Origin of the sequence: Vibrio sp. HENC-03 (genome assembly GCF_000305755.2) — a bacterium.
Lineage (GTDB): Bacteria > Pseudomonadota > Gammaproteobacteria > Enterobacterales > Vibrionaceae > Vibrio > Vibrio owensii.
In genome coordinates, this window is record NZ_JH976133.1 from 91,171 (window position 1) to 113,598 (window position 22,428).

At 46.3% G+C, this 22,428-nt stretch carries 17 protein-coding genes; 14 read left to right on the top strand and 3 right to left on the bottom strand.

Annotation, left to right across the window (positions count from 1 at the left end; genetic code table 11):
* Position 1: 1 nt before the first annotated feature.
* Complete coding sequence (locus tag VCHENC03_RS00835) at positions 2 to 1,027, bottom strand: ABC transporter permease subunit (RefSeq protein WP_005434432.1); 1,026 nt, start codon at positions 1,025 to 1,027, stop codon at positions 2 to 4.
* A gap of 818 nt (positions 1,028 to 1,845) precedes the next feature.
* Between VCHENC03_RS00835 and VCHENC03_RS00830 the strand changes: the two genes are divergently transcribed.
* The 14 genes from VCHENC03_RS00830 (at position 1,846) to VCHENC03_RS00765 (ending at position 19,950) form a co-directional block, all read left to right on the top strand.
* Positions 1,846 to 4,446: a TonB-dependent receptor plug domain-containing protein gene (locus VCHENC03_RS00830; protein ID WP_009707951.1), complete on the top strand. Its 2,601-nt coding sequence runs from the start codon at positions 1,846 to 1,848 to the stop codon at positions 4,444 to 4,446.
* A 73-nt stretch (positions 4,447 to 4,519) separates the two neighbouring features.
* Positions 4,520 to 5,284, top strand: a complete 765-nt coding sequence (locus VCHENC03_RS00825; RefSeq protein WP_005434436.1) for a DUF3450 domain-containing protein — start codon at positions 4,520 to 4,522, stop codon at positions 5,282 to 5,284.
* Positions 5,285 to 5,287: 3 nt separating this feature from the next.
* Positions 5,288 to 6,649 carry a MotA/TolQ/ExbB proton channel family protein gene (locus tag VCHENC03_RS00820; RefSeq protein ID WP_005434439.1) on the top strand — a complete coding sequence of 454 codons (1,362 nt, stop codon included), beginning with the start codon at positions 5,288 to 5,290 and terminating at the stop codon, positions 6,647 to 6,649.
* A gap of 9 nt (positions 6,650 to 6,658) precedes the next feature.
* Positions 6,659 to 7,186 carry a MotA/TolQ/ExbB proton channel family protein gene (locus VCHENC03_RS00815; protein WP_009707952.1) on the top strand — a complete coding sequence of 176 codons (528 nt, stop codon included), beginning with the start codon at positions 6,659 to 6,661 and terminating at the stop codon, positions 7,184 to 7,186.
* 25 nt (positions 7,187 to 7,211) lie between these two features.
* Positions 7,212 to 7,619, top strand: coding sequence for an ExbD/TolR family protein (locus VCHENC03_RS00810; protein WP_005430119.1), 408 nt, complete (start codon positions 7,212 to 7,214; stop codon positions 7,617 to 7,619).
* Between the two features lie 4 nt (positions 7,620 to 7,623).
* The gene (locus VCHENC03_RS00805) at positions 7,624 to 8,256 is read left to right on the top strand and encodes an energy transducer TonB (protein ID WP_005394943.1); all 633 of its coding nucleotides are present in this window, start codon (positions 7,624 to 7,626) and stop codon (positions 8,254 to 8,256) included.
* A gap of 11 nt (positions 8,257 to 8,267) precedes the next feature.
* Positions 8,268 to 9,482 carry a tetratricopeptide repeat protein gene (locus tag VCHENC03_RS00800; RefSeq protein WP_005434449.1) on the top strand — a complete coding sequence of 405 codons (1,215 nt, stop codon included), beginning with the start codon at positions 8,268 to 8,270 and terminating at the stop codon, positions 9,480 to 9,482.
* A gap of 354 nt (positions 9,483 to 9,836) precedes the next feature.
* Complete coding sequence (gene gmk, locus VCHENC03_RS00795) at positions 9,837 to 10,460, top strand: guanylate kinase (RefSeq protein WP_009707953.1); 624 nt, start codon at positions 9,837 to 9,839, stop codon at positions 10,458 to 10,460.
* Positions 10,461 to 10,623: 163 nt separating this feature from the next.
* Positions 10,624 to 10,896, top strand: coding sequence for a DNA-directed RNA polymerase subunit omega (gene rpoZ, locus VCHENC03_RS00790; protein ID WP_005379346.1), 273 nt, complete (start codon positions 10,624 to 10,626; stop codon positions 10,894 to 10,896).
* A gap of 39 nt (positions 10,897 to 10,935) precedes the next feature.
* Entirely contained in the window at positions 10,936 to 13,056 is a 2,121-nt protein-coding gene (gene spoT / locus VCHENC03_RS00785) for a bifunctional GTP diphosphokinase/guanosine-3',5'-bis pyrophosphate 3'-pyrophosphohydrolase (protein WP_005434453.1), read from the top strand.
* A gap of 53 nt (positions 13,057 to 13,109) precedes the next feature.
* Positions 13,110 to 13,793, top strand: coding sequence for a tRNA (guanosine(18)-2'-O)-methyltransferase TrmH (gene trmH / locus VCHENC03_RS00780; protein WP_009707954.1), 684 nt, complete (start codon positions 13,110 to 13,112; stop codon positions 13,791 to 13,793).
* Between the two features lie 212 nt (positions 13,794 to 14,005).
* Positions 14,006 to 16,087: an ATP-dependent DNA helicase RecG gene (gene recG, locus VCHENC03_RS00775; protein WP_009707955.1), complete on the top strand. Its 2,082-nt coding sequence runs from the start codon at positions 14,006 to 14,008 to the stop codon at positions 16,085 to 16,087.
* Positions 16,088 to 16,320: 233 nt separating this feature from the next.
* Positions 16,321 to 18,306 carry a S9 family peptidase gene (locus VCHENC03_RS00770; protein WP_009707956.1) on the top strand — a complete coding sequence of 662 codons (1,986 nt, stop codon included), beginning with the start codon at positions 16,321 to 16,323 and terminating at the stop codon, positions 18,304 to 18,306.
* A 252-nt stretch (positions 18,307 to 18,558) separates the two neighbouring features.
* Positions 18,559 to 19,950 (top strand): uracil-xanthine permease family protein, encoded by a 1,392-nt coding sequence (locus VCHENC03_RS00765; RefSeq protein WP_009707957.1) that lies wholly within the window; start codon positions 18,559 to 18,561, stop codon positions 19,948 to 19,950.
* Positions 19,951 to 20,191: 241 nt separating this feature from the next.
* On the opposite strand, the gene envZ is transcribed toward VCHENC03_RS00765, so the two are convergent.
* Together envZ and ompR are read right to left on the bottom strand one after the other, a co-directional pair.
* Positions 20,192 to 21,484 carry a two-component system sensor histidine kinase EnvZ gene (gene envZ, locus VCHENC03_RS00760; protein WP_005430094.1) on the bottom strand — a complete coding sequence of 431 codons (1,293 nt, stop codon included), beginning with the start codon at positions 21,482 to 21,484 and terminating at the stop codon, positions 20,192 to 20,194.
* A gap of 125 nt (positions 21,485 to 21,609) precedes the next feature.
* On the bottom strand, positions 21,610 to 22,329 hold the full coding sequence (gene ompR / locus VCHENC03_RS00755; protein WP_005430151.1) for an osmolarity response regulator transcription factor OmpR: 720 nt from the start codon (positions 22,327 to 22,329) through the stop codon (positions 21,610 to 21,612).
* Between the last annotated feature and the right edge of the window lie 99 nt (positions 22,330 to 22,428).

Consider the following 22,428-nt stretch of genomic DNA (forward strand, 5'->3'; position numbering starts at 1 on the left):
ATTACGCTCCAAACTTCACACGTGGGTCGACTAAAGCAACACAGATATCTGAAATGATATTGCCGATCAGTAGCAATACCGCGTTGATAGCTACGATCCCCATTACTACTGGGTAATCGCGCTCCATGATGGATTCATAACCAAGCAGACCGATACCATCAATATTAAAGATTACTTCGATAAGGAAAGCGCCCGTCATGAAGAACAGCAGCGAGTTACCAAAGTGGGAGGCAATCGGAATCAAGCTGTTACGCAGAGCATGTTTACGCACTGCTTTCTTAAATGGCAGACCTTTAGCAATCGCGGTTCGGATGTAATCAGATGACAAGTTTTCCATTAGGTTATTTTTCATTGTCATCGTTAGCGTAGCGAAGTCACCAATGAGGTAACAGATCAACGGCAATACTGCGTGCCACATGATGTCTTTTGCGCGCTCGAAGAAAGTTTCATAGTCATCAAAGTCGTCTCCGACAAAGCCCCCCATCGGGAACCACTCTAGGTGATAACTGAACAAGGTAATAAGCAGGACACCAACGACGTATCCGGGTAATGCGTACCCGACAAAGATGAGAATAGAAGAAGCGGAATCAAATACGGAGCCGTGTTTAAGCGCTTTATAGTAGCCGAGCGGAATCGAAATAAAGTAACTGATAAAGAAGGTCATTCCGCCATAGAACAAAGACACCGGTAAGCGCTCTGCGATCATGTCAGATACAGGTTCGTAGTATCGAGTCGATTCACCTAAATCTAACGTCACCAAACGGCTTAACCATTCTACGTAGGCTTCCATTACGGGTTTATCCAGTCCGTAAAAAGCGTTTAGCTCTGCAATTTGGTCATCAGATAAGGCAGTGTTACCACCAGCTGATGTCATAGATGCGGCACCATCACCTTGCGCCTGCATTTGTGAAAGCATGCGCTCTACCGGGCCACCAGGCACGAATCGAGTGATAGCAAAGATAAGAATGGTAATCCCGAGAAACGTTGGAATAACCAACGCTAAACGGCGTAAAAAGTACGACAGCATATACAACTTGCTCCTTGTCTACTGTCCATTATTAGGCGGGTTTGGAGAGGAGAATTCCGGCCCAAAATGGTGCATCTCTATCCCGTAGTAACTAAAGCTGTTGAAACACACTCCCTGAGTTTCAAAAGCTAGTTTTTTCCACTACTGCAATAATTTCAGCGTCATATTTATCTTGAATCCAAGTAAGCTTCAAGTGTTTGAATCCAAAACATGACAAACTTCCTCCGATGTCCAAAAACAGAAATGTTTTTGTAAATAATTATAAAAAACCACAAAACCAATTCATACAGAATATCAATCTAGGCACTTTAGAGCCAAAACCCTATATAAACATGCATATATGCAGAATAATTAGACAAAACACCCCCACTACCATTTGACCTCAAAATACGAGTGAGCCCTTTTATAACGGTGGGTATCATATTCTGATACCACCTTGTGCGATCGAGTTAACATGCCCAGCATTCCATAAAAACCCTCAAGCAGAACAATTATCTAGATTTACACTTAAATTCAGTGCCAATCGCCCACTTAAAAAGCATAGGCGATATAAGTCATTAGACTTTACAAGAAACACAAAATACGGTGTTTTATTAAAATTTAATCTCAATTTATAAACGTCATGCAGTAAATTATTCTGTGATTTATGTCACTTTTGGTTTTTTACATCTTTTTTACATTTCTTTATCTCTGTTTACCACTGGTTTGACTTCCTTTTTTCATCTCAGGTATACATGTCCGGAACGTTAACGAAATATTAACGTCATAATTGGCCGTTATGGCCAGATATAGGAATAATAATAATCGGAGCAACAAGGATGTATAAAAACACAACCGCTTTATCTGTTGCGATCAGCCTTGCACTGGGGACGGCAGCAGTGGCCCCTCTAGCAGCGCAGGCAGAAGAGCAGCAAGTTGAAAAACTACAAAAAATGAAAGTTACTGGTTCGCGTCTAACGCGAGCATCTATGGAAGGAAGCACCCCAGTAGCTGTTATCGGCCGTGCAGAAATTGAACGAGCTGGTGACGTATCTATCGCTGATGTACTACGTAAATCTTCATTTAACTCTTTTGGTTCACACAGCGAACGTTCAGGCAGCTCGGCACAAAGCCAAGCAACCATCTCTCTACGAGGTCTAGGTTCTGAACGAACTCTAGTTCTAATTAACGGCAAACGTCTTCCTGGCTCAGCAGCTATGGGTGGCGGTGCTGCCAACATCAACGTAATCCCTTCTGCAATCGTAGAACGTGTTGAAGTAATGGCCGACGGCGGTTCTGCTGTATACGGTTCAGATGCTGTTGCAGGTGTAGTTAACATCATCTTGAAAGATGAGTTCGACGGCATCAACGTTACGGTTGGTTCAGGTATACCTAGTCAAGAAGGCGGCGATGAGCAGAATGTTGCTTTCGTGATGGGTACAAGTGGCGAGAAAGGCAACATCATGTTCTCGTTTGAGCATGATAGTAAAGACGAAATCTACCAACGCGATCGTGACTACCTAAGTTCAACCAATACTGGCTCAGATAACTACTTTGATATGTCTGGTGTAAGTATCTACGGCCGAAACGTTTACCATAACGGCGAGCTGAAAGCGCTGAAAGGTTACGATACAGACGCAACTTGTGATTCATCAAAAGGCTTTGTTGGTCTAACCAACTACCCAGGCCTGGGTGATATCTGTGGTTACGACTACACGTCAGAAGCGGCACAAACAGCTTCACTAGAGCGTAATACTGTTTTTGTTAACGGTAATATTTTCCTAAATGACGACACCACGTTCAATGCACAAGTGCTTTTGAACCGCAACGAAAGCTTCGGTCGTTACGCTCCTGCAGCAGGTTGGTTTGAAGTTGACCCAACAACGTCTGGTGGTTCTGATTTCTTCACAGAGAATGGTCTAGATCCAGCAGCAGGCCCAGCTCGTGTTTACTACCGTTTCAACAACGTAGGTACACGTGACAACAACGTAACTGACTTCCAAGCTGATTTGAAGGCAGGCCTAGACGGCACACTTTACACAGATAGCTTCGGTGATGTGGTTTGGGAAACAGGTTACCAGCTTAACTTCTCGAACAGTAACGAAATTGGTACAGGTTACGTGTTCCGCTCACCGGCTGAACAGCTAGCGAACTCAGGCGAGTTTGTAAACGGCGAGTTCAGTGCTGATGCAACGAGCGACCTAGCAGCCGGAACAAGCCGCGAAACGCAAATGGAAATGCACAACTTCTACGGTGGTCTTCAGTTTGACCTAGCAGAAATCGGTGACGTTACCATCCCTGTATATATTGGTGCAGAGTTCACAACTTACGACTACTTTGACCAATACGATCCACAAAGTGAAGCAGGTAACATCATCGGTAGTTCTGGTAACTCAGCAGGTGGTGACCGTGAAACTTACGCGCTTTACGCAGAGTCTCTGATCGCGTTTACCGATGAGTTAGAGATGAACATTGCGGCACGTTACGACCACTACAGTGACTTTGGTAGTGAGATTTCACCAAAAGCATCATTCCGTTACCAACCTCTTGATAACCTAATGTTCCGTACAGGTGCAGGTATGGGCTTCCGTGCGCCAACATTAGCAAACCTTTACGGTGCGGATAGCTTCTCTGCCGACGAAGCAAAAGACTACGTTTACTGTCAAGCAAACGGCATCTCAGACGCAGACTGTCCAGAAACTCAGTACGATGTAACTCGTACATCAAACGAAGATCTAGATGCTGAAACGTCAGTTTCATTTAACTTCGGTGTAAGTTACTCACCAATCGAAGATCTAGATCTAACACTTGATTACTACAACATCAGTATCGATGACGTAATTACGCTTAACTCTCTACAAAGCATGATCGACCAAGAGCGTAGTAGTGGTGTTGCTAACCCTAACATCGAACGCGATGCAACAGGCCGTATTACACACGCAACAGCAGGCCTAGAAAACTTAGGTACTCTAGATACTTCTGGTCTTGACCTGAAAGTTGGCTACCGTTACGACTTCGACTCAGCCGTTCTACGTTACGACTTCATGGGTAGCTATGTTCTTGACTACAGCGCACCTGAATACGTGAATGGTCCAGTGAACAACCAAGTTGGCCGTAATGGTCTACCTGAGTACCGTTTCAACACTGGTGTTGGTCTTAACTTCCTAGAAGAGCACGATGTTTACCTATCAGCAGACTACATCGCGTCACAAGCACAAGACGTTGATGAGAACTACAACAAGACAGGTAACATCCCATCGCAAACAATCTGGAACGTAGCATACAACTACCTAGCTCCATGGGATGCGAAGTTCACTGCAGGTGTACGTAACCTTACCGATGAAGACCCAGCGTTTGAGTCTGATGGTGTGACTTACGATGCTGACCTATACAGCATTCAAGGCCGCGTTTACTTCGTGAAATACTCTCAAAACTTTTAATTAAAACCTTTGGCGCAGGAGCTTTTCCTGCGCCCCTCTCGACTGACTTTTATACACTGACAAGGATGCAACTATGACGTTAAAGGAATTTGGCGTAAGTGCAGTTACTGCCGCGATACTAACGGTAAGTGGAGCAGCTGTTGCTGCGGACTCTGGTACCGTTGTCGCTAACCAAGCAAAGACAACGAAGTCTTCTCAGGCTTCACAACAAAAAATCGACACCTATGCTGAAAGCACTGAAGGCATGTTGGCTGAATACAAAGGCCTACTGCGTCAGATCGACAGCATGAAAGTCTACAACGAGCAAATCAACCGCATGGTTCAATCTCAGCAGGGAGAGCTGGATTCATTGAACAGCCAGATTGCTCAAATCGACCAAACAGCAACAGAGGTTGTGCCTCTTACGCTAAAAATGATCGATGCCCTAGATGAATTCGTTACTCTGGATCTACCATTCCAAAAAGAAGAGCGTACTAAACGTGTCGTTGAGTTACGTGACCTAATGGATCGTGCGGACGTAACAACTTCAGAGAAATTCCGTAAAGTGATGGAAGCCTACCAAATCGAAGAAGGCTTCTCTCGCTCAATTGAATCTTACAAAGCTAGCCTAGAGCGCAACGGTGAAACCGTGACTTACGACTTCCTACGTATTGGTCGTACTGCGCTTCTATTCCAATCTCCGGATGGCGGTGAAACAGGCATGTGGAACCAACAAACTCGTCAATGGGAATCACTACCTGAGAACTACCGTATCGCTGTACAGCAAGGCCTTCGTATCGCTAAGAAACAAGCGCCACCAGCGCTGATCAAACTGCCTGTATTTGCTGGGGAGGAATAAGAAATGAAAGGATTCAAAACTCTAGCCGCTGGTTTGCTAGCGAGCTTATTCATGATTTCTGGTGCACAAGCTGAAGCACCTCAGAACCTATCTGAACTACTGAAAAACGTAAAATCAGAAAGTATCGTTGAATCAAAAGAGAACAAAGCTCGTGAAGCTGAGTTCAAAAACAACCGTGACCAACAAGCTGCACTGCTTGAAAAAGCTCGTGCAGAACTTGCAGCACAACAAGCACTAGGTGATGAGCTTAAAGCCACGTTTGACGAAAATGACAAACAGCTGACGGAGCTGACTGAAACGCTTCGCGTTCGTTCAGGTACGCTAGGTGAGATGTTTGGTGTGGTTCGTCAGTATGCGGGTGAATTCAAAGGTCTATTTGCCGCTTCGCAAAACGCCGTTCTTTTCCCTGAGCGTGATGCTCTACTGTCTAAACTAGCAGAAAGTAAAGAACTGCCATCAACGCAAGAACTTGAAGCATTTTGGCACACGATCCTACAACAAGTCGTAGCTTCAGGCGATACAACAACAGCACCAGCAACCGTTGTATACGGTGAAGGTAAAGAAGCGGTCCGTGACGTAACCTTAGTTGGTGAGTTTAACGCAATCGCAGATGGCAAATACGTAACTTACGTACCTCAAACAGGTAAGTTCGAAGAGCTATCACGTCAACCAAGCAAAAACATCACTCGTCTTGTGGGTGGTTTTGAATCAGCAGACGGCACATACGAACCACTGTTTATCGACCCATCTCGTGGTGTGATTCTGTCTCTATTAGTACAAAGCCCTACTGTTCAGGAGCGTATTGACCAAGGTGGTATCGTTGGTTACGTCATCCTAGGTATGGGTGCAATTGGTGCACTTATCGCTCTCGTTTGTTACCTACGCCTATTGGTTATCGGTGGCAAAATGCGCAAACAAGCGAAATCAGACACTGTTATCCCTGGCAACCCATTGGGTGAAGTTATCCAAGCTTACCAAGAACATAAAGGTGACAACCTTGAAGATCTTGAAGCGAAGCTGGACGAAATCATCCTGCGTAACGCACCGAGCATTGAACGCTTTATCAGCTCAATCAAACTGTTTGCTTCTGTAGCACCGCTTCTAGGTCTACTGGGTACAGTTATGGGTATGATCGGTACGTTCCAAGCAATCACACTATTTGGTACAGGTGATCCGAAGCTAATGGCTGGCGGTATCTCAGAAGCACTTGTTACTACGATGCTTGGTCTGGTTGTCGCAATTCCTCTGCTGTTCCTGTACACAATCGTACACAGTAAAGGTCGTCGTTTGGTTCAAACTCTTGAAGAACAGAGTGCAGGCTTCATCGCTCGCTATCAGGAAAAACTGCATAAAGCCGAAAGCTAAGGAGGCGTTATGTGGTGGTTAGTTGGAGAACTTGAATCAATTAGGCGCTTCTTGGGAATGGGTGGTGATGTACTTGTCGCCATCTTTATCCTCAGCTTCATGTTATGGGCAGTCTTACTAGAACGTTGGTTTTACTTCGCTGCCGTCGCTCCCAAAGCAATGAAAAAAGCCGTTAGCTTTTGGGAAGAGCGTTCAGAACATAAAAGCTGGAACGCAAAGATGATCCGACAAGAAATGGTTTCTCGTCAGGATATTGAGAATAAAAAGGGACTGCCAATCGTCAAAGTATTGATTGCACTTTGTCCCCTACTTGGCTTGCTCGGCACCGTTGTCGGCATGATTCAAGTATTCGACATCTTAGCGGTAACAGGAACAGGAAGCCCTCGAGCAATGGCCTCGGGGATCTCAAAGGCAACAATCCCAACACTAGCGGGAATGGTGGCTTCACTATCAGGACTTTTCTTTAGTACACGTCTTGATCATTTAGCCAAAGTCACCACGCAGAAGCTTGAAGACAAGCTAAAGCACATTGCCTGAGTAAACGGAATTAGAGGTATAGGTCATGAAGAGACGCTATAGCAATGACAGCAGCGACGAAGCTGCTATCGATATGACCCCGATGCTAGACATCGTGTTCATCATGTTGATCTTCTTTATCGTAACAACATCGTTTGTTAAAGAAGCAGGTCTTGAAGTAAATCGTCCGACGGCGAGCTCAGCGCAAACCGTTAAGAAAGGTAACATCATGGTTGCCATCGGTGCTGCGGGTGATGTTTGGGTTGATAAACGTCGTATTGAAGTTGACGCCGTACGTGCCAACATCGAACGTCTACGTGCAGAAAGCCCAGATGGCGCGGTTGTTATCCAAGCGGATACAGAAGCTAACGCTGGCGTAGTCGTGAAGGTTATGGACCAGATTAAGATGGCAGGTGTAGAAAGCATCTCCATTGCCGCAACCAATAAGGATTAAGCCTATGCGGTATCTGGCCTCAATTGCACTGGCGCTCATTGTCTCCCTCGGATTGTTCTGGGGGATGGACAAGCTAGTAAACAAAGAGCGCCACGAGCTAGTGTCGAATGATGACCTACGTATGGTTGAATTCATTCGCATTAAACCGGACGAAAAAATACAGGAGAAAAAACGCGAACTTCCGAAACCGCCACCACCGAAGCGTCCGCCACCACCTCCAGAAATGAAGGTAACGGCAACGGTAAAACCGGTGATGGATCAAATCCCAATGGACATGCCAAAACTTGATCTTCCAGTTAACGTAACCGGTGGTTCAGTACTTGGACACTACACCCAAGGTGGTGGTGCTAAGTTGGCAGGTAGCGGAGGCCCAGTTCCTCTTGCGACTTTCCAGCCTCAAATGCCTCGTAAAGCAGCGAGATCGGGATTAGAAAAAGGTATCGTACTCGTAGAGTTTACGGTTAACGAACGTGGTGGCGTACAAGACGTTAAAGTCTTAAAAGAATCACCACGTAAGTTGGGCTTGGGTAAAGCAGCGAAGAAAACTGTATCAAAGTGGACTTTCAAACCAAAAATGGTTGATGGCCAAGCGGTTAGCTCTCGTCTTTCTCAGGAAATCGAGTTCTCTACGAACTAAGGAGTCGCAATATGAAAGCATATACTAAGTTGTTGGCTTCTCTGGTGTTTATCTCAGGCGCGTATGGCGCGCCTGCTTTTGCCAATACTCCTGAGTTGTCTGACAGAACATTCCGAACCGTGAACAAAGTTCAGGAACTGATTGCAACTGAAAAATACTCGGATGCAATCTCTAAACTGAACTCTGCCTTGGGAAGTACCAAGAAAAAGAAATACGACCGCGCCGTGTTACTGCAACAGATGGGCTTTCTGTATTCTTTAAAGGACGATTACCCAAAAGCAGCGAAATACTTTGCTGAAGCACTCAAGTTAGATGCTTTACCAGTACCCGTAGCTCAACAGGTTCGTTATAGCCTTGCACAGCTTTATCTAGCAGAAGGCAAATTTAAGCAATCCGTTAATACAATGAACGAGTGGTTCAAGATTGCTGAAACAACAGAGGAAAAACCTCAAGCACATGCTTACATCACATTGGCAAGTGCTTACATTCAACTAGAAGATTACCGCAACGCAATTCCGCCAACCAAAAAGGCAATTGCAATGACGAAGAACCCTAGTGAATCTTGGTATCAACTGTTGATGTCTGCTCACTATGAACTAAAGCAATTCAAAAGTGTTGCTGGCGTGCTAAAAATCTTAACCACCAAGTACCCGCAAAATAAGCGTTACTGGACTCAATTGTCTGGTATTTACATGGAACTCAAGCAAGAGCGTAATGCCCTTTCGACCTTAGAAATGGCTCATAAAATGGGTCTCTTAGAAGGAGAGAAAGAGTATCTACGTTTAGTGAACTTCCAAGCTTATCAAGGTGTACCTTTCCGTGCGGCTAAAACAATGCAAACGTCGATGGAAGAAGGTCATGTTGCGCGTAATGCTGAAAACTTAGAGAAGCTAGCGTCTTTCTGGCAACAGGCTCAGGAACTGGATAAGTCGATTGAGACCTATGTAGCGGCTTACCAATTAGCACCAAAAGCCAAAACGCAGATCAAGATTGCTCGTTTGATGATCTTGGATAAGCAGTACTCTGCAGCAACCAAGTTTGCGAAGAATGCAGCTCCAGACGCCAAACGCGATGATAAAGGTGAACTGAATTACATTCGAGGCATGGCTTATTTTGAGCTCAACCAGCCAAGTAATGCACTTAAAGCAATGAAGAGTGCAGCACAATCACCTGACATGAAAGCAGTAGCTAGCCCTTGGATAAACTTCTTGGAGTCACAAGGCTAGTCCCTGAAAAGCAGTAACGTGCAACGCTAAAGTTGCTCCGAAGATTAAGTGTGAGTCAGTCGCACGCCTGGGGAAGTGAAAGCTTCCCCTTTTTTCGCCTCTATATATAGAGGGAGAAGTCATCCCACACATCAAAGATCAAAAAGATCGGCTAGCAACCACAGGGAGTTCATGATACTCTTCGCCTCCATTTTTCTGGCGGGTTTATCACCAATCCTGAGTGGTTTGGTGGAGAAATCATCAACGTCAGTGCTATCGTTATACCAATCTCGCTGATAAGCATCATTGGCATAACTACAAGGTCGAGACTTCTTTTCGGCATTCACTCAATCCAACCAAAAGTGGAACAGTACAATGGGCAAAGGTACTCTCTATATCGTATCTGCACCTAGCGGCGCAGGTAAATCTAGCTTGATCTCAGCAATGTTGGAACGTAACCCAACATACGCAATGAAAGTGTCTGTGTCTCATACTACTCGTGGCATGCGCCCTGGCGAAGAAAACGGTATCCACTACCATTTCGTTGCAAAAGAAGAGTTTGAAGCTCTGATTGCACAAGGCGACTTCCTAGAATATGCAGAAGTGTTTGGTAACTACTACGGCACATCACGTGTATGGATTGAAGAAACGCTAAACAAAGGCATCGACGTTTTCCTAGACATCGACTGGCAAGGCGCGCGTCAAATCCGCGAGCAAATGTCAGAAGCGAAAAGCATCTTTATCTTACCGCCATCAAATGGCGAACTTGAGCGCCGCCTAACCACTCGTGGTCAAGACAGCGATGACGTTATCGCAAAACGCATGGCAGAAGCAAAGTCAGAAATCTCGCACTACAACGAGTACGATTATGTGATCGTAAACGACGATTTCGATACTGCATTGATGGACTTTAAAGCCATCCTACGTGCGGAAAGATTGAAGGAAGAAAAGCAAGCTGCTAAATATAAAGGTATGCTTGACGCACTTCTAGCAGAGTAATTCTGCTCAGAAACACAAATTTTCGCTTCTTTATTACGGTAAGGAAGCTTATATTGCTTATATAGAAAGTCATTGTTGTTGCACGTCTTATCGCTAGTAAATATTACGCTGAGACTGTATACTTTCTCGTCATTCAAAATTTAGTTAACTATTTGGAGTCCTCATGGCACGCGTAACTGTTCAAGACGCTGTTGAAAAAGTTGGCAACCGTTTCGACCTAGTACTGATTGCGGCTCGCCGCGCTCGTCAAATGCAAACTGGCGGTAAAGATGCACTAGTGCCAGAAGAGAACGATAAGCCAACGGTTATCGCTCTACGCGAAATCGAAGAAGGTTTAATTACTAAAGAAGTTCTAGACGCTCGTGAACGTCAAGAACAGCAAGAGCAAGAAGCGGCAGAGCTAGCGGCAGTAAGCAGCATCGCTCACAACCGTTAATTCTGACTTTAGAATTCAACAACCTCCCGGGCCTATAATTTGTATCTATTCGATAGCCTCAAAGACGTTGCCCAAGAATACCTAACAGAGCCTCAAATTGAGGCTCTGCGTCAATCTTATGTGGTAGCAAGAGATGCCCATGAAGGGCAAACCCGCTCAAGCGGTGAACCATACATCATCCACCCAGTCGCTGTGGCTCGAATCTTGGCCGAAATGCGCCTCGATATCGAAACCCTCCAAGCTGCTTTGCTGCATGACGTCATCGAAGACTGTGACGTTACAAAAGAAGATCTCGAAGAGAAATTCGGCAATACCGTCGCTGAGCTGGTTGATGGTGTATCTAAACTGGACAAACTCAAATTCCGCGATAGGAAAGAGGCTCAAGCCGAGAACTTCCGTAAGATGGTTCTGGCGATGGTGCAAGACATCCGCGTTATCCTGATCAAACTGGCTGACCGTACGCACAACATGCGCACGTTAGGTGCCCTGCGCCCTGACAAAAAACGCCGTATTGCTCGTGAAACACTGGAAATCTACGCGCCACTGGCTCACCGTCTTGGTATTCACAATATCAAAACGGAACTTGAGGAGCTTGGCTTCGAAGCGCTTTACCCGAACCGCTACCGCGTTCTAAAAGAAGTGGTAAGAGCGGCACGTGGTAATCGTAAAGAGATGATCCAACGTATTCACAGCGAAATTGAAGGTCGACTCGAAGATGTTGGCTTGAATGCGCGCGTGTTAGGTCGTGAAAAGAACCTGTTCTCCATCTATAACAAGATGAAAACCAAAGAACAGCGTTTCCACACCATCATGGATATCTACGCTTTCCGAGTGGTTGTTGATACTGCCGATACTTGTTATCGCGTTCTAGGCCAAGTACACAGCTTGTATAAGCCGCGTCCTGGTCGTATGAAAGATTACATTGCGGTACCAAAAGCGAACGGCTACCAATCGCTGCATACCTCTATGGTTGGCCCACATGGCGTGCCAGTTGAAGTTCAGATCCGTACCGAAGATATGGATCAAATGGCGGACAAAGGTGTCGCTGCGCACTGGTCATACAAAGACAAGGGCGACAAGTCTGGCACAACAGCACAAGTGAAAGCTCAGCGTTGGATGCAAAGCCTGCTTGAGCTACAACAAAGCGCTGGTAACTCATTCGAATTCATCGAAAACGTAAAATCGGATCTTTTCCCTGATGAGATTTACGTCTTCACACCAAAAGGTCGTATCGTTGAACTGCCATTAGGCGCAACGGCTGTCGACTTTGCTTATGCCGTACATACTGATGTTGGTAACTCTTGTGTTGGTGCTCGTGTTGACCGTAACCCTTACCCACTAAGTAAGGCATTGAAGAACGGTCAGACAGTAGAAATCATCAGTGCACCAGGTGCGCGTCCAAACGCAGCTTGGCTGAACTATGTCGTGACTTCTCGCGCGCGTACTAAGATTCGTCAAGTATTGAAGACCATGCGTCGTGAAGAGTCGATTACCTTAGGTCGTCGTCTACTGAATCACGCTTTAGGTCGTCATTCGATTGATTCAATCTACCCAGAAAACATCCAAGAAGTGCTGACTGATCTGCGCCTAGAAAGCGTCGATGATCTGCTAGCAGCTATTGGTTTGGGTGAGTTGATGAGTATCGTCATCGCACGTCGCTTATTGGGTGACACTGATGAATTGACCACCACAAGCTCAATTCCAAACGAGTCTAACAAGAAACTGCCAATCCGTGGTGCAGAAGGTCTGCTACTGACTTTCGCAAATTGTTGTCACCCTATCCCGGATGACCACATTATTGCTCACGTATCGCCAGGTCGTGGTCTTGTGGTTCACCGTGAAACGTGTCCAAACGTACGCGGATACCAGAAAGAGCCGGACAAATATATGGCAGTCGCTTGGTCTGAAGAGTACGACAAAGAGTTCATCGCGGAACTGAAAGTCGATATGCTCAACAACCAAGGCGCGTTAGCGGAATTGACCAATGTGATTTCGAAAACTGGTTCGAACATTCACGGTCTCTCAACCGAAGAACGCGATGGTCGCTTGTACACCGTTACCGTTCTGCTAACCACCAAAGATCGTGTTCACCTTGCTGGCATCATGCGTAAGATTAAGACCATGCCACAGGCGACTCGAGTCAGACGAAGAAAGAACTAAACTCTATCGCCACCCACACTCTGGGTGGCGATTTTTTTATATCCCTATTTATTATGAATTTAGAACGTTACAACCGCATCCATCAGGTGCTAAAAGCACGCCAAACCGACCTCACTCTGTGCCTTGAAGAAGTCCATAAGCCGAACAACGTTTCTGCAGTGATCCGTACCGCTGACGCAACAGGCTTACACAAAGTTCATGCGATTTGGCCCGACAAAATGCGCACACTGACTCACACCTCAGCAGGTGCTCGTAACTGGGTTGAAGTGGATACTCACGATTCGATTGAAACTGCGATTACCGAGCTCAAAGCGCAAGGCATGCAAGTTCTGGTCACTAACCTTTCGGACACCGCGGTCGACTTTCGTGAAATCGACTACACCAAGCCAACGGCGATCATTCTTGGTAGCGAAAAAATTGGCGCTTCAGAGCAAGCGAAGAAACTCGCAGACCAAGACATCATTATTCCAATGATCGGTATGGTGCAGTCTTTGAATGTCTCAGTCGCCAGTGCCGTGATTCTTTATGAAGCGCAGCGTCAGCGTGAAGCCGCTGGTATGTACGAACGTGAGGAAAGCGCTCTACCAAAAGAGACCATCAACCGCATTCTGTTTGAGCGTGGTCATCCAGTCTTAGCAAAAGTAGCGAAACGCAAAGGGCTAGAATATCCACAACTTGATGACGAAGGCCAAATTATGGCTGACGAATCGTGGTGGAAAGAGATGCAGAAGAAATAGATAGACTCGAGAGGCGAGAACGCTTTGCTTCGAGATAACCTCATATAACCAATCGATATGGCTCTTTCTAGCCTCACTGGTTAAGTTTATTTCCGCGTTCTCGAATCTCGGAGCGTAAGCGTTCCCACATCCCTTTCTATAACTTAATCCTGTACAAAAACACAGCTTAGTGGTTAACATACTGCTATGTTAACTATTTTCTTGAGCCCACTATGTCTGCCCAAATGTTATCTGCTGTTCCTTTAACCTCTCTGTCTGGAGTTGGCGCCAAAGTCGCAGAAAAACTCGCCAAAGTTGGCTTGCATAGTGTTCAAGATCTACTGTTTCATCTTCCTCTTCGTTACGAAGATCGCACTCGCATTTACCCAATCGCCAAACTGCATGCTGGGCTCTGGGCGGCGGTACAGGGCAAAGTTATGGCTGTCGATACTACTTTCGGCAAACGCAAAATGCTGACGGTAAAAATCAGTGACGGCAATGGCACGATTACCCTACGCTTTTTTAACTTTACTGCCGCGATGAAGAACAATTTCTCGAATGGTAAGTTAGTACACGCTTACGGTGAAATTAAGCGTGGCAGTATGGGCTTAGAAATTGTTCACCCTGACTACAAGTTTTATGCAAGTGAACAAAAGCCGGATGTGGAACAGAGCTTAACCCCCGTTTATCCAACCACCGATGGGTTACGCCAAATCACTTTGCGTAACCTGACGGAACAAGCCTTATCACTCCTCGATAAAGCCGCTGTACAAGAGTTGCTGCCTTCTGGTTTGTACAATCACCAGATCACCATGTCGCAAGCGCTGCATACGATTCATCGACCGCCTCCAACCATTAATTTGGATGAGTTTGATGAAGGTAAACACCCTGCTCAAATTCGGTTGATCATGGAAGAGTTACTGGCGCAGAACCTCTCTATGTTGGCAGTGCGCAGCAAAGGGCAACAAGACGTTGCATTACCTTTGGCGTCGTGTGACTCGCTGAAAAAGCAGTTACTGGCTCAATTGCCCTTTTCGCCGACCAATGCTCAAGCACGAGTGGTTAAAGAAATTGAAGCTGACTTAGAAAAAACGCACCCAATGATGCGCCTTGTTCAAGGTGACGTAGGCTCGGGAAAAACTTTAGTTGCGGCACTCGCAGCAGTCAGAGCCATTGAACACGGCTATCAAGTCGCTTTAATGGCACCGACCGAACTGCTCGCCGAACAGCACGCGATTAACTTCGCCAATTGGTTTGAGAAAATGGGCATTCAGGTCGGTTGGCTTGCAGGAAAATTAAAAGGTAAAGCCAAAGAAGCCGAATTGGCGCGTATTGCCAGTGGTGAAGCGCAAATGGTCGTGGGTACTCACGCTCTCTTCCAAGAACATGTTGAGTTCCATCATCTTGCTTTGGTCATTATTGATGAACAGCACCGCTTTGGTGTCCACCAGCGCTTAGAGCTACGCGAGAAAGGCGCAAAACAAGGCGCTTATCCACACCAGCTCATCATGACAGCAACGCCAATTCCGCGAACATTAGCCATGACAGCTTATGCTGACTTAGAAACGTCAGTGATTGATGAATTACCGCCAGGTCGAACACCAATCCAGACGGTCGCAATTCCAGACACCAAACGCGATGATATCGTCGAACGAGTGCGCAATGCCTGCTTAAACGAAGGCAAACAAGCGTATTGGGTATGTACCTTGATTGATGAGTCCGAAGTCTTGGAGGCTCAAGCTGCCGCTGATACCGCAGAAGAGCTGCAACGGAAACTGCCTGACGTAAAAATTGGTCTAGTGCACGGACGAATGAAGCCCGCAGAGAAACAAGCGGTGATGCAGGATTTCAAAGACAACAAGCTGCATTTGCTGGTAGCAACTACGGTGATTGAAGTGGGCGTGGACGTGCCCAATTCCAGTTTGATGATCATCGAGAACCCAGAGCGCTTAGGTTTAGCGCAGTTGCACCAGTTGAGAGGTCGTGTTGGTCGAGGTTCAGTGGCGAGCCATTGTGTGTTGCTGTATCACTCACCACTATCAAAAACCGCCCAAAAACGTTTAGGCGTATTACGTGAAAGCAACGACGGCTTCGTGATTGCACAGAAAGACTTAGAGATTCGTGGACCGGGTGAGCTTCTTGGTACCAAACAAACTGGCTTGGCAGATTTTAAAATTGCCGACTTAGTGCGAGATCAGCGCTTAATTCCGGAAGTTCAACGCATCGCGCGTTACATTCATGACAACTACCCAACGAATGCGACGGCAATTATTGACCGTTGGTTAGGCGAGCGTGACATTTACTCTAAGGCGTAAGCGCTTCTTTTCTCACCTACCCTCGCTCCATCAATAAACCTCCTTACAGACACCGTTCTGTAAGGAGGTTTCGCATACATTCATTGCGCCAATGAATATCTCATTTAATAAAAGCCAACTCGACTTTATTCAATAATTACGACAAGTTAGAGCAAGTAAACTCTACATAAAGTTAATACTCCAAGCGGATATAAAAAACGTCATAAATACACAATGTCATCAAGGATAGATGCATGAAAAAACGTACCTTGCTTGCGGTAACAGCAGCATTAGTTGGCTCTGTACACTCCGCCCCCATAGCAGCGCAAGATAAACAGAGCGCGATTCTTCAGTCGGCAGAGCTTTTTGCCAAAAGTTCGGCTTACTTTAATCCCAAAATATCACCAGATGGTAAGCACTTAGCCTTTGAGTCCAGCATCGATGGTAAAGATGCTTTGGTTATACTCGACAGTAAAACCATGCAGCCGAGCAGTGTGCTGCGCTTCTCAGGTAACGAGCAAGTGGGTGATTATTACTGGGTCAATAATGAACGTGTTGTCGCATCCAAAGAATATTTAAAGAGTTGGTCTACCGCTCCTCGCTACTATGGCGAACTCGTCTCGGCCAATGTGGATGGAAACAAATACGCTTATATATTTGGTTATAACCCTCCTCAAACTAGCCGCCTAGTGCGAGCATCCTCTATCGTAAGAGCTTACGGTGATGTCTTAGATATTCTGCCTGAAGACGACCGCCATATCTTAGTTTCAGCTCTTCCTTTCGGTGAATACAGTTTCAACTTGGAAGCGCCAAGAGAGGTGTACCGCGTCAACGTATACACCGGTAGACGCTCGAAGATAACGACAGCACCCATCCCGTTGAGTCGGTTTCTCACCGACCATGATGGTGAAGTTCGCTTTGTTTCAGGCTTGAATAGCAACAACAAAGTCGAGCTTTATTATCGCGTCGACGATCAATGGAAAAGCTCCGATAAATTGGCGGCTTTAAAAAATTTCGAAGAGTTCTATCCTATCTCCTTTGCAGAGAATCAAGATTCCGTTTATGCCGCGATAAGTCAGTCAGGTGAGCCAAGAGCAATCCATCATCTCAACTTAAAAACCGGCAAAAGTACAAAAGTTGCCTCGGATGATACCGTCGATCCGAAGGAATATTGGTTAGATCCAGACTCAAAACAGCTTTACGCGGTCGAGTTTGAAAGTGATTACCCTACTTATGCCTTTGTTGATCCAAAAAACAAACGCAGCGAATACTTAAAGCAAATCCTCACTTCTCTACCTGGTCATCAAGTTCGCCTAGTCAGTGAGACTGAAGCTGGTGATGCTTACGTCATTATGGCCTTCAACGATAGAAACCCCGGGGATTACTACTTATTTACCACCGAACCAAAAGAAATTCGTTATCTGTTCTCGGCACGAGAGTGGTTAGACCCAGAGAAAATGGCTGAAGTGAAGCCTTTTGAGTTCACTAGTCGAGACGGGAAAACCATCTCTGGTTATCTTACATTGCCACCAAATACTGAAGCTAAAAATCTCCCTCTTATCGTCAATCCGCATGGCGGTCCTCATGGTCCACGAGATTGGTGGCGTTTTACCGAGGAGAATCAGTTTCTCGCTAACAATGGCTATGCTGTGATGCAAGTAAATTTCCGTGGCAGTGGTGGCTTCGGTAAGCAGTTTGAAGAGGCTGGCTATCGTAAATGGGGAACGAACATTCAATATGACATCATCGACGCCACCAAACACATTGTCGCAGAAGGCATCGCAGATAAAGAACGCATCTGTATTTCTGGCGGAAGCTTTGGCGGATACAGTGCATTACAATCCGCCACCCTTGCACCTGAGTTGTTTCAGTGCGCCGTGGGCAGTGCCGGTGTTTATGACCTTGAGTTGATGTTCACCGAAGGTGATGTGCCCGATAGTCGCATGGGGTTAAGCTTTTTGAAAGAAGTACTGGGAACCGACCCTAAAGTCTGGAAAGCCATGTCTCCAACTCATAATGCAGACAAGTTGAAAGCTTCTATCCTTCTCGTGCATGGGGGAAAAGACCAACGTGCACCTATTGAACATTATGAGGCAATGGCTAAAGCACTCGACAAGCTCAACTACCCATACGAATCTTTTGTGTTAGACGATGAAGGACATGGCTTTTACAAAGATGAACACCGAGCTAAATATTACGCTCATGTGTTGAGCTTCTTCGATAAGCACTTAAAAAACTAACCTCCTAAAGTAAAACCTCAAAGGCGATAACCATTCCGTTATCGCCTTTTCTTTGTAGCTCAAAGCAAACGTTTGCTTTTTGAATAAATCCCTCTATAATCGCGCTCAAAATTTATGGTGTGCATCTTGTCACATCAAACCAACCTGAGTTGACACTGATTAACAGCAATCACAGGTCATAACGTCAACTCCACCCAGCACTCCCATTCAGCGAGCTCTGGGGCAAGAATTATTGCGACTAGCGAGACAAACATGACAACTTCAAACCGAACTTCGGAACTGGTCTATCAGTTAAACGATCGTCCACCACTACCTCAGACCATTTTTGCTGCACTTCAGCACTTATTGGCGATGTTCGTAGCCGTTATCACTCCTTCTCTGATCATTTGTCAGTCTTTGGGTGTGCCTGCTGACCAAACCAACACCATCATCAGCATGTCACTGTTTGCATCTGGCGTGTCTTCCTTTATTCAAATTCGTACCTTTGGCCCTATCGGCTCTGGCTTGCTTTCAGTGCAAGGCACCAGCTTTAACTTCTTAGGGCCAATCATTGGTGCGGGTCTTTCTCTTAAAGCAGGTGGCGCTGATCTTGGCACCATGATGGCAGCGATTTTCGGTACTATCTTGGTGGCGTCTTTTGCTGAGATCCTGCTATCTCGCGTCCTAGAACACGCACGCCGCATCATCACGCCATTGGTATCTGGCATTGTCGTGACGCTTATCGGTCTGACGCTTATCCAAGTGGGTTTGGTATCAATGGGCGGAGGCTATGCTGCAATGGGCGATGGCTCTTTCGGTAGCCTAGACAAGTTAGCTCTCGCTGGCACAGTACTTGGCTTGATCGTAATCCTTAACCGCTCAAAGAACCCATACCTACGTGTTGCATCAATTGTAATTGCAATGCTGGTTGGCTACATCATGGCGTACTTCATGGGCATGGTCGACACCTCAACACTGGGCGAAACTGACCTCATCGCACTGCCGATCCCAATGCAATACGGCTTAAGCTTCGACTGGTCGCTGTTTATTCCACTGGTTCTGATTTTCTTTATCACAGCACTAGAAGCAATTGGTGACATTACCGCAACGTCTGAGGTGTCCGGTGAGCCAGTGAAAGGTCCGGTTTACATGAAGCGCATCAAAGGCGGCGTATTAGCTGACGGTCTGAACTCAGCGATTGCAGCAGTATTCAACAGCTTCCCGAACTCTACCTTTAGCCAAAACAACGGCATCATTATGCTCACTGGCGTAGCAAGCCGTTACGTGGGTTACTTCATCTCAGGCATGTTGGTGATTCTGGGTCTGTTCCCGGGCGTGGCAAGCTTTGTTCAGCTGATTCCTGAGCCAGTGCTGGGCGGCGCAACTATCGTGATGTTCGGTACCATTGCCGCAGCGGGCGTACGCATCATCTCTCGTGTCGACCTCGATCGCCGCGCAATCCTGATTATGGCGTTGTCGTTTTCAATGGGTTTGGGCATTGCACAAAAACCAGAAATTCTGCAATTCATGCCTGAGTTTATTAAGAGCATTTTCTCCACGGGCGTGGCAGCAGGCGGCATCACCGCTATCGTATTGAACCTGCTGCTTCCAGAGAAACTGGAAGAGGAGGATGAGCTGGTTGCTCAAGAGGTAAAAGAATCCTAATACCAACTCCGTTAATTAGATGTTCAAAAAATTGCGCCGGAAAAATCACTTAGAACAAGGCAAAGATTGCAGCTAGCTAGTTACTCTACCTACAAAATCTTTAACACCGTTATAAGTGATTTTAACCAGCAAGAATGAGCAGATAATTGATGGAATTGGTATAATCTTGCACTAGGATGATCGGAAAGCCCAACCAAACTTTGGTTGGGCTTTTTTATTAGGATAGATTGAGCGAGAAAGCTTACTTGGTTGGGAAGCTGATTTGTGCGCTTAACCCGCCTTCACTGCGATTACGTACCACAACCGAACCAGAATGCTGGCTAACGATACGCTTCACAATGGCCAAACCCAAGCCTGTCCCTTCACTGCCTCGCGCCGTATCACCACGGGTAAAAGGTTCAAACAGCTTGGCAATTTGCGATTGCTCAATGCCCGGGCCATTGTCTTCAACGCACACCCAAACCAACTGTTTGTCGGCGGTGACGCCTGTACTGATTTTCACCCAGCCATTGCCGTATCGCAGAGCATTGACCACAAGGTTACTCACCGCACGTTTGATCGCGATTGGACTGCCTTTTGCGGTTGGCATCGTTGGGTTGAGGTCAGTTTCAATTTCGACTTCATAACCCCCTTCCGACGTTGCGACATCGCTGGTGATGGTATTAATGTCCACCTGCTCAAACGACTCTTTATTTACTGGCTTGAGGTAGTCCATAAACTGACTGATGATCTCGTTACACTCTTCGGTATCACTGATGATGCCTTCGGCTAGGTAACTGTCTTCAGGTGACATCATTTCTGTCGCAAGGCGAATACGCGTCAGTGGCGTGCGTAAGTCGTGGCTGATGCCTGCCATCAGTAGCGCACGATCTTCTTCCAGTTCTTGAATGCCTTTCGACATCTGGTTGAATGCGCGAGTGACAGAGCGGATTTCTGAAGCACCTTTCTCCGGCAACGGCGGAGGAATTTCACCTCGACCAACCCCTTTAGCGGCTTTTTCTAGCGCAATCAAAGGTCGGTTTTGTAAACGGATAAACAACCAACCACCAGCAATGATCAGAAGCGCCATGATCAAGCTGTTACGGAACAGCGGAGCAAAGTCTTCTTCTTGCAATTCAGAAAGCGGAATACGGATGATGGAGTTAGGCAACTGATCGATGCGCATCCACAGAATGTAGCTTTCACTGCCAAGCAGCAAACGTACTTCTGTTGGTGAGCCGAGCTCTTGAGTCATCTCTTCCGACATCAAATCAATCGACATCGCATGATTGAACTCATTCATCATCTCGCTATCAACGCTGTGTACCGTCACACCCAAGTTTTCCAGCAGTTGGTGGCGCAGCGGAGCATCAGCTTTGAGTAGACCATCTTCATCGAGTACCAGATTCAACTCGTGGGCGAGAATTTTGTTGAACTGCTGCAAACTTGGCATCAACGCGTAGTTAAAAACGGCGTAGTAAGAAAAGACTTGGCTAGCGAGAAGCAAAGAGATGAACAGCAGAATGGATTGTGTAAATGAACTTCGGATTCGCATGGAGGATCCCTAATGGACTGTTCCTAGTGAACAACATTAACTGCGAGTTTCCAGCCCTCAAACAGGAAGGAGGCTTGAGGGTGGAATATGAGCAGCCGAGTATTATCGGCAGGCCTTAGAAGGTATTACGCTTCTTTGCCGTCTGGGACGAACACGTAACCCAAGCCCCATACCGTTTGGATGTAGCGTGGCTTGCTTGGATCGTCTTCTAGCATGCGGCGTAGACGTGAGATTTGAACGTCGATAGAACGCTCCATCGCTGAGTATTCACGACCACGAGCCATGTTCATCAGCTTATCACGCGACATCGGCTCACGAGCGTTGGTCACTAGCGCTTTCAGCACCGCGAATTCACCAGAGGTCAGTGGCATCGCTTCGTCACCACGGAACATTTCACGTGTACCTAGGTTCAGACGGAAGTCACCGAACTCAACCACTTTCTCTTCCGTGCTTGGCGCACCTGGCAGTTCAACCGTTTGTCGGCGAAGTACTGCTTTAATACGAGCCAGCAGTTCACGCGGGTTGAACGGTTTTGGTAGGTAATCGTCTGCACCCACTTCAAGACCAACGATACGATCGACTTCATCGCCTTTCGCTGTCAGCATCAGAATAGGTAGCATGTTGTTGGCATGACGTAGACGACGACAAATCGATAAGCCATCTTCGCCCGGCAACATTAAATCCAACACCATAAGGTGGAAGTTTTCACGGGTCAGAAGACGGTCCATCTGCTCGCCGTTAGCGACACTTCTCACTTGAAAACCTTGCTCAGAAAGGTAACGCTCCAACAGAGCACGCAAACGAGCATCGTCATCAACCACTAATATTTTATGATTTTCCTGCATTGAAACATCCTTTCAGAGGCATCTATAGTCAAAAATGTATCACTGTTTTTTCAAACGTGCTTGTTCAAATTGTTACTCTTTTTATCTTAGCCACGGTTT

What these genes read in the sequence shown, in the direction of transcription:
- VCHENC03_RS00835 (WP_005434432.1), bottom strand. Translation starts at nt 1,027, where the DNA reads ATGCTGTCGTACTTTTTACGCCGTTTAGCGTTGGTTATTCCAACGTTT.
- VCHENC03_RS00830 (WP_009707951.1), top strand. Translation starts at nt 1,846, where the DNA reads ATGTATAAAAACACAACCGCTTTATCTGTTGCGATCAGCCTTGCACTG.
- VCHENC03_RS00825 (WP_005434436.1), top strand. Translation starts at nt 4,520, where the DNA reads ATGACGTTAAAGGAATTTGGCGTAAGTGCAGTTACTGCCGCGATACTA.
- VCHENC03_RS00820 (WP_005434439.1), top strand. Translation starts at nt 5,288, where the DNA reads ATGAAAGGATTCAAAACTCTAGCCGCTGGTTTGCTAGCGAGCTTATTC.
- VCHENC03_RS00815 (WP_009707952.1), top strand. Translation starts at nt 6,659, where the DNA reads ATGTGGTGGTTAGTTGGAGAACTTGAATCAATTAGGCGCTTCTTGGGA.
- VCHENC03_RS00810 (WP_005430119.1), top strand. Translation starts at nt 7,212, where the DNA reads ATGAAGAGACGCTATAGCAATGACAGCAGCGACGAAGCTGCTATCGAT.
- VCHENC03_RS00805 (WP_005394943.1), top strand. Translation starts at nt 7,624, where the DNA reads ATGCGGTATCTGGCCTCAATTGCACTGGCGCTCATTGTCTCCCTCGGA.
- VCHENC03_RS00800 (WP_005434449.1), top strand. Translation starts at nt 8,268, where the DNA reads ATGAAAGCATATACTAAGTTGTTGGCTTCTCTGGTGTTTATCTCAGGC.
- gmk (WP_009707953.1), top strand. Translation starts at nt 9,837, where the DNA reads ATGGGCAAAGGTACTCTCTATATCGTATCTGCACCTAGCGGCGCAGGT.
- rpoZ (WP_005379346.1), top strand. Translation starts at nt 10,624, where the DNA reads ATGGCACGCGTAACTGTTCAAGACGCTGTTGAAAAAGTTGGCAACCGT.
- trmH (WP_009707954.1), top strand. Translation starts at nt 13,110, where the DNA reads ATGAATTTAGAACGTTACAACCGCATCCATCAGGTGCTAAAAGCACGC.
- recG (WP_009707955.1), top strand. Translation starts at nt 14,006, where the DNA reads ATGTCTGCCCAAATGTTATCTGCTGTTCCTTTAACCTCTCTGTCTGGA.
- VCHENC03_RS00770 (WP_009707956.1), top strand. Translation starts at nt 16,321, where the DNA reads ATGAAAAAACGTACCTTGCTTGCGGTAACAGCAGCATTAGTTGGCTCT.
- VCHENC03_RS00765 (WP_009707957.1), top strand. Translation starts at nt 18,559, where the DNA reads ATGACAACTTCAAACCGAACTTCGGAACTGGTCTATCAGTTAAACGAT.
- envZ (WP_005430094.1), bottom strand. Translation starts at nt 21,484, where the DNA reads ATGCGAATCCGAAGTTCATTTACACAATCCATTCTGCTGTTCATCTCT.
- ompR (WP_005430151.1), bottom strand. Translation starts at nt 22,329, where the DNA reads ATGCAGGAAAATCATAAAATATTAGTGGTTGATGACGATGCTCGTTTG.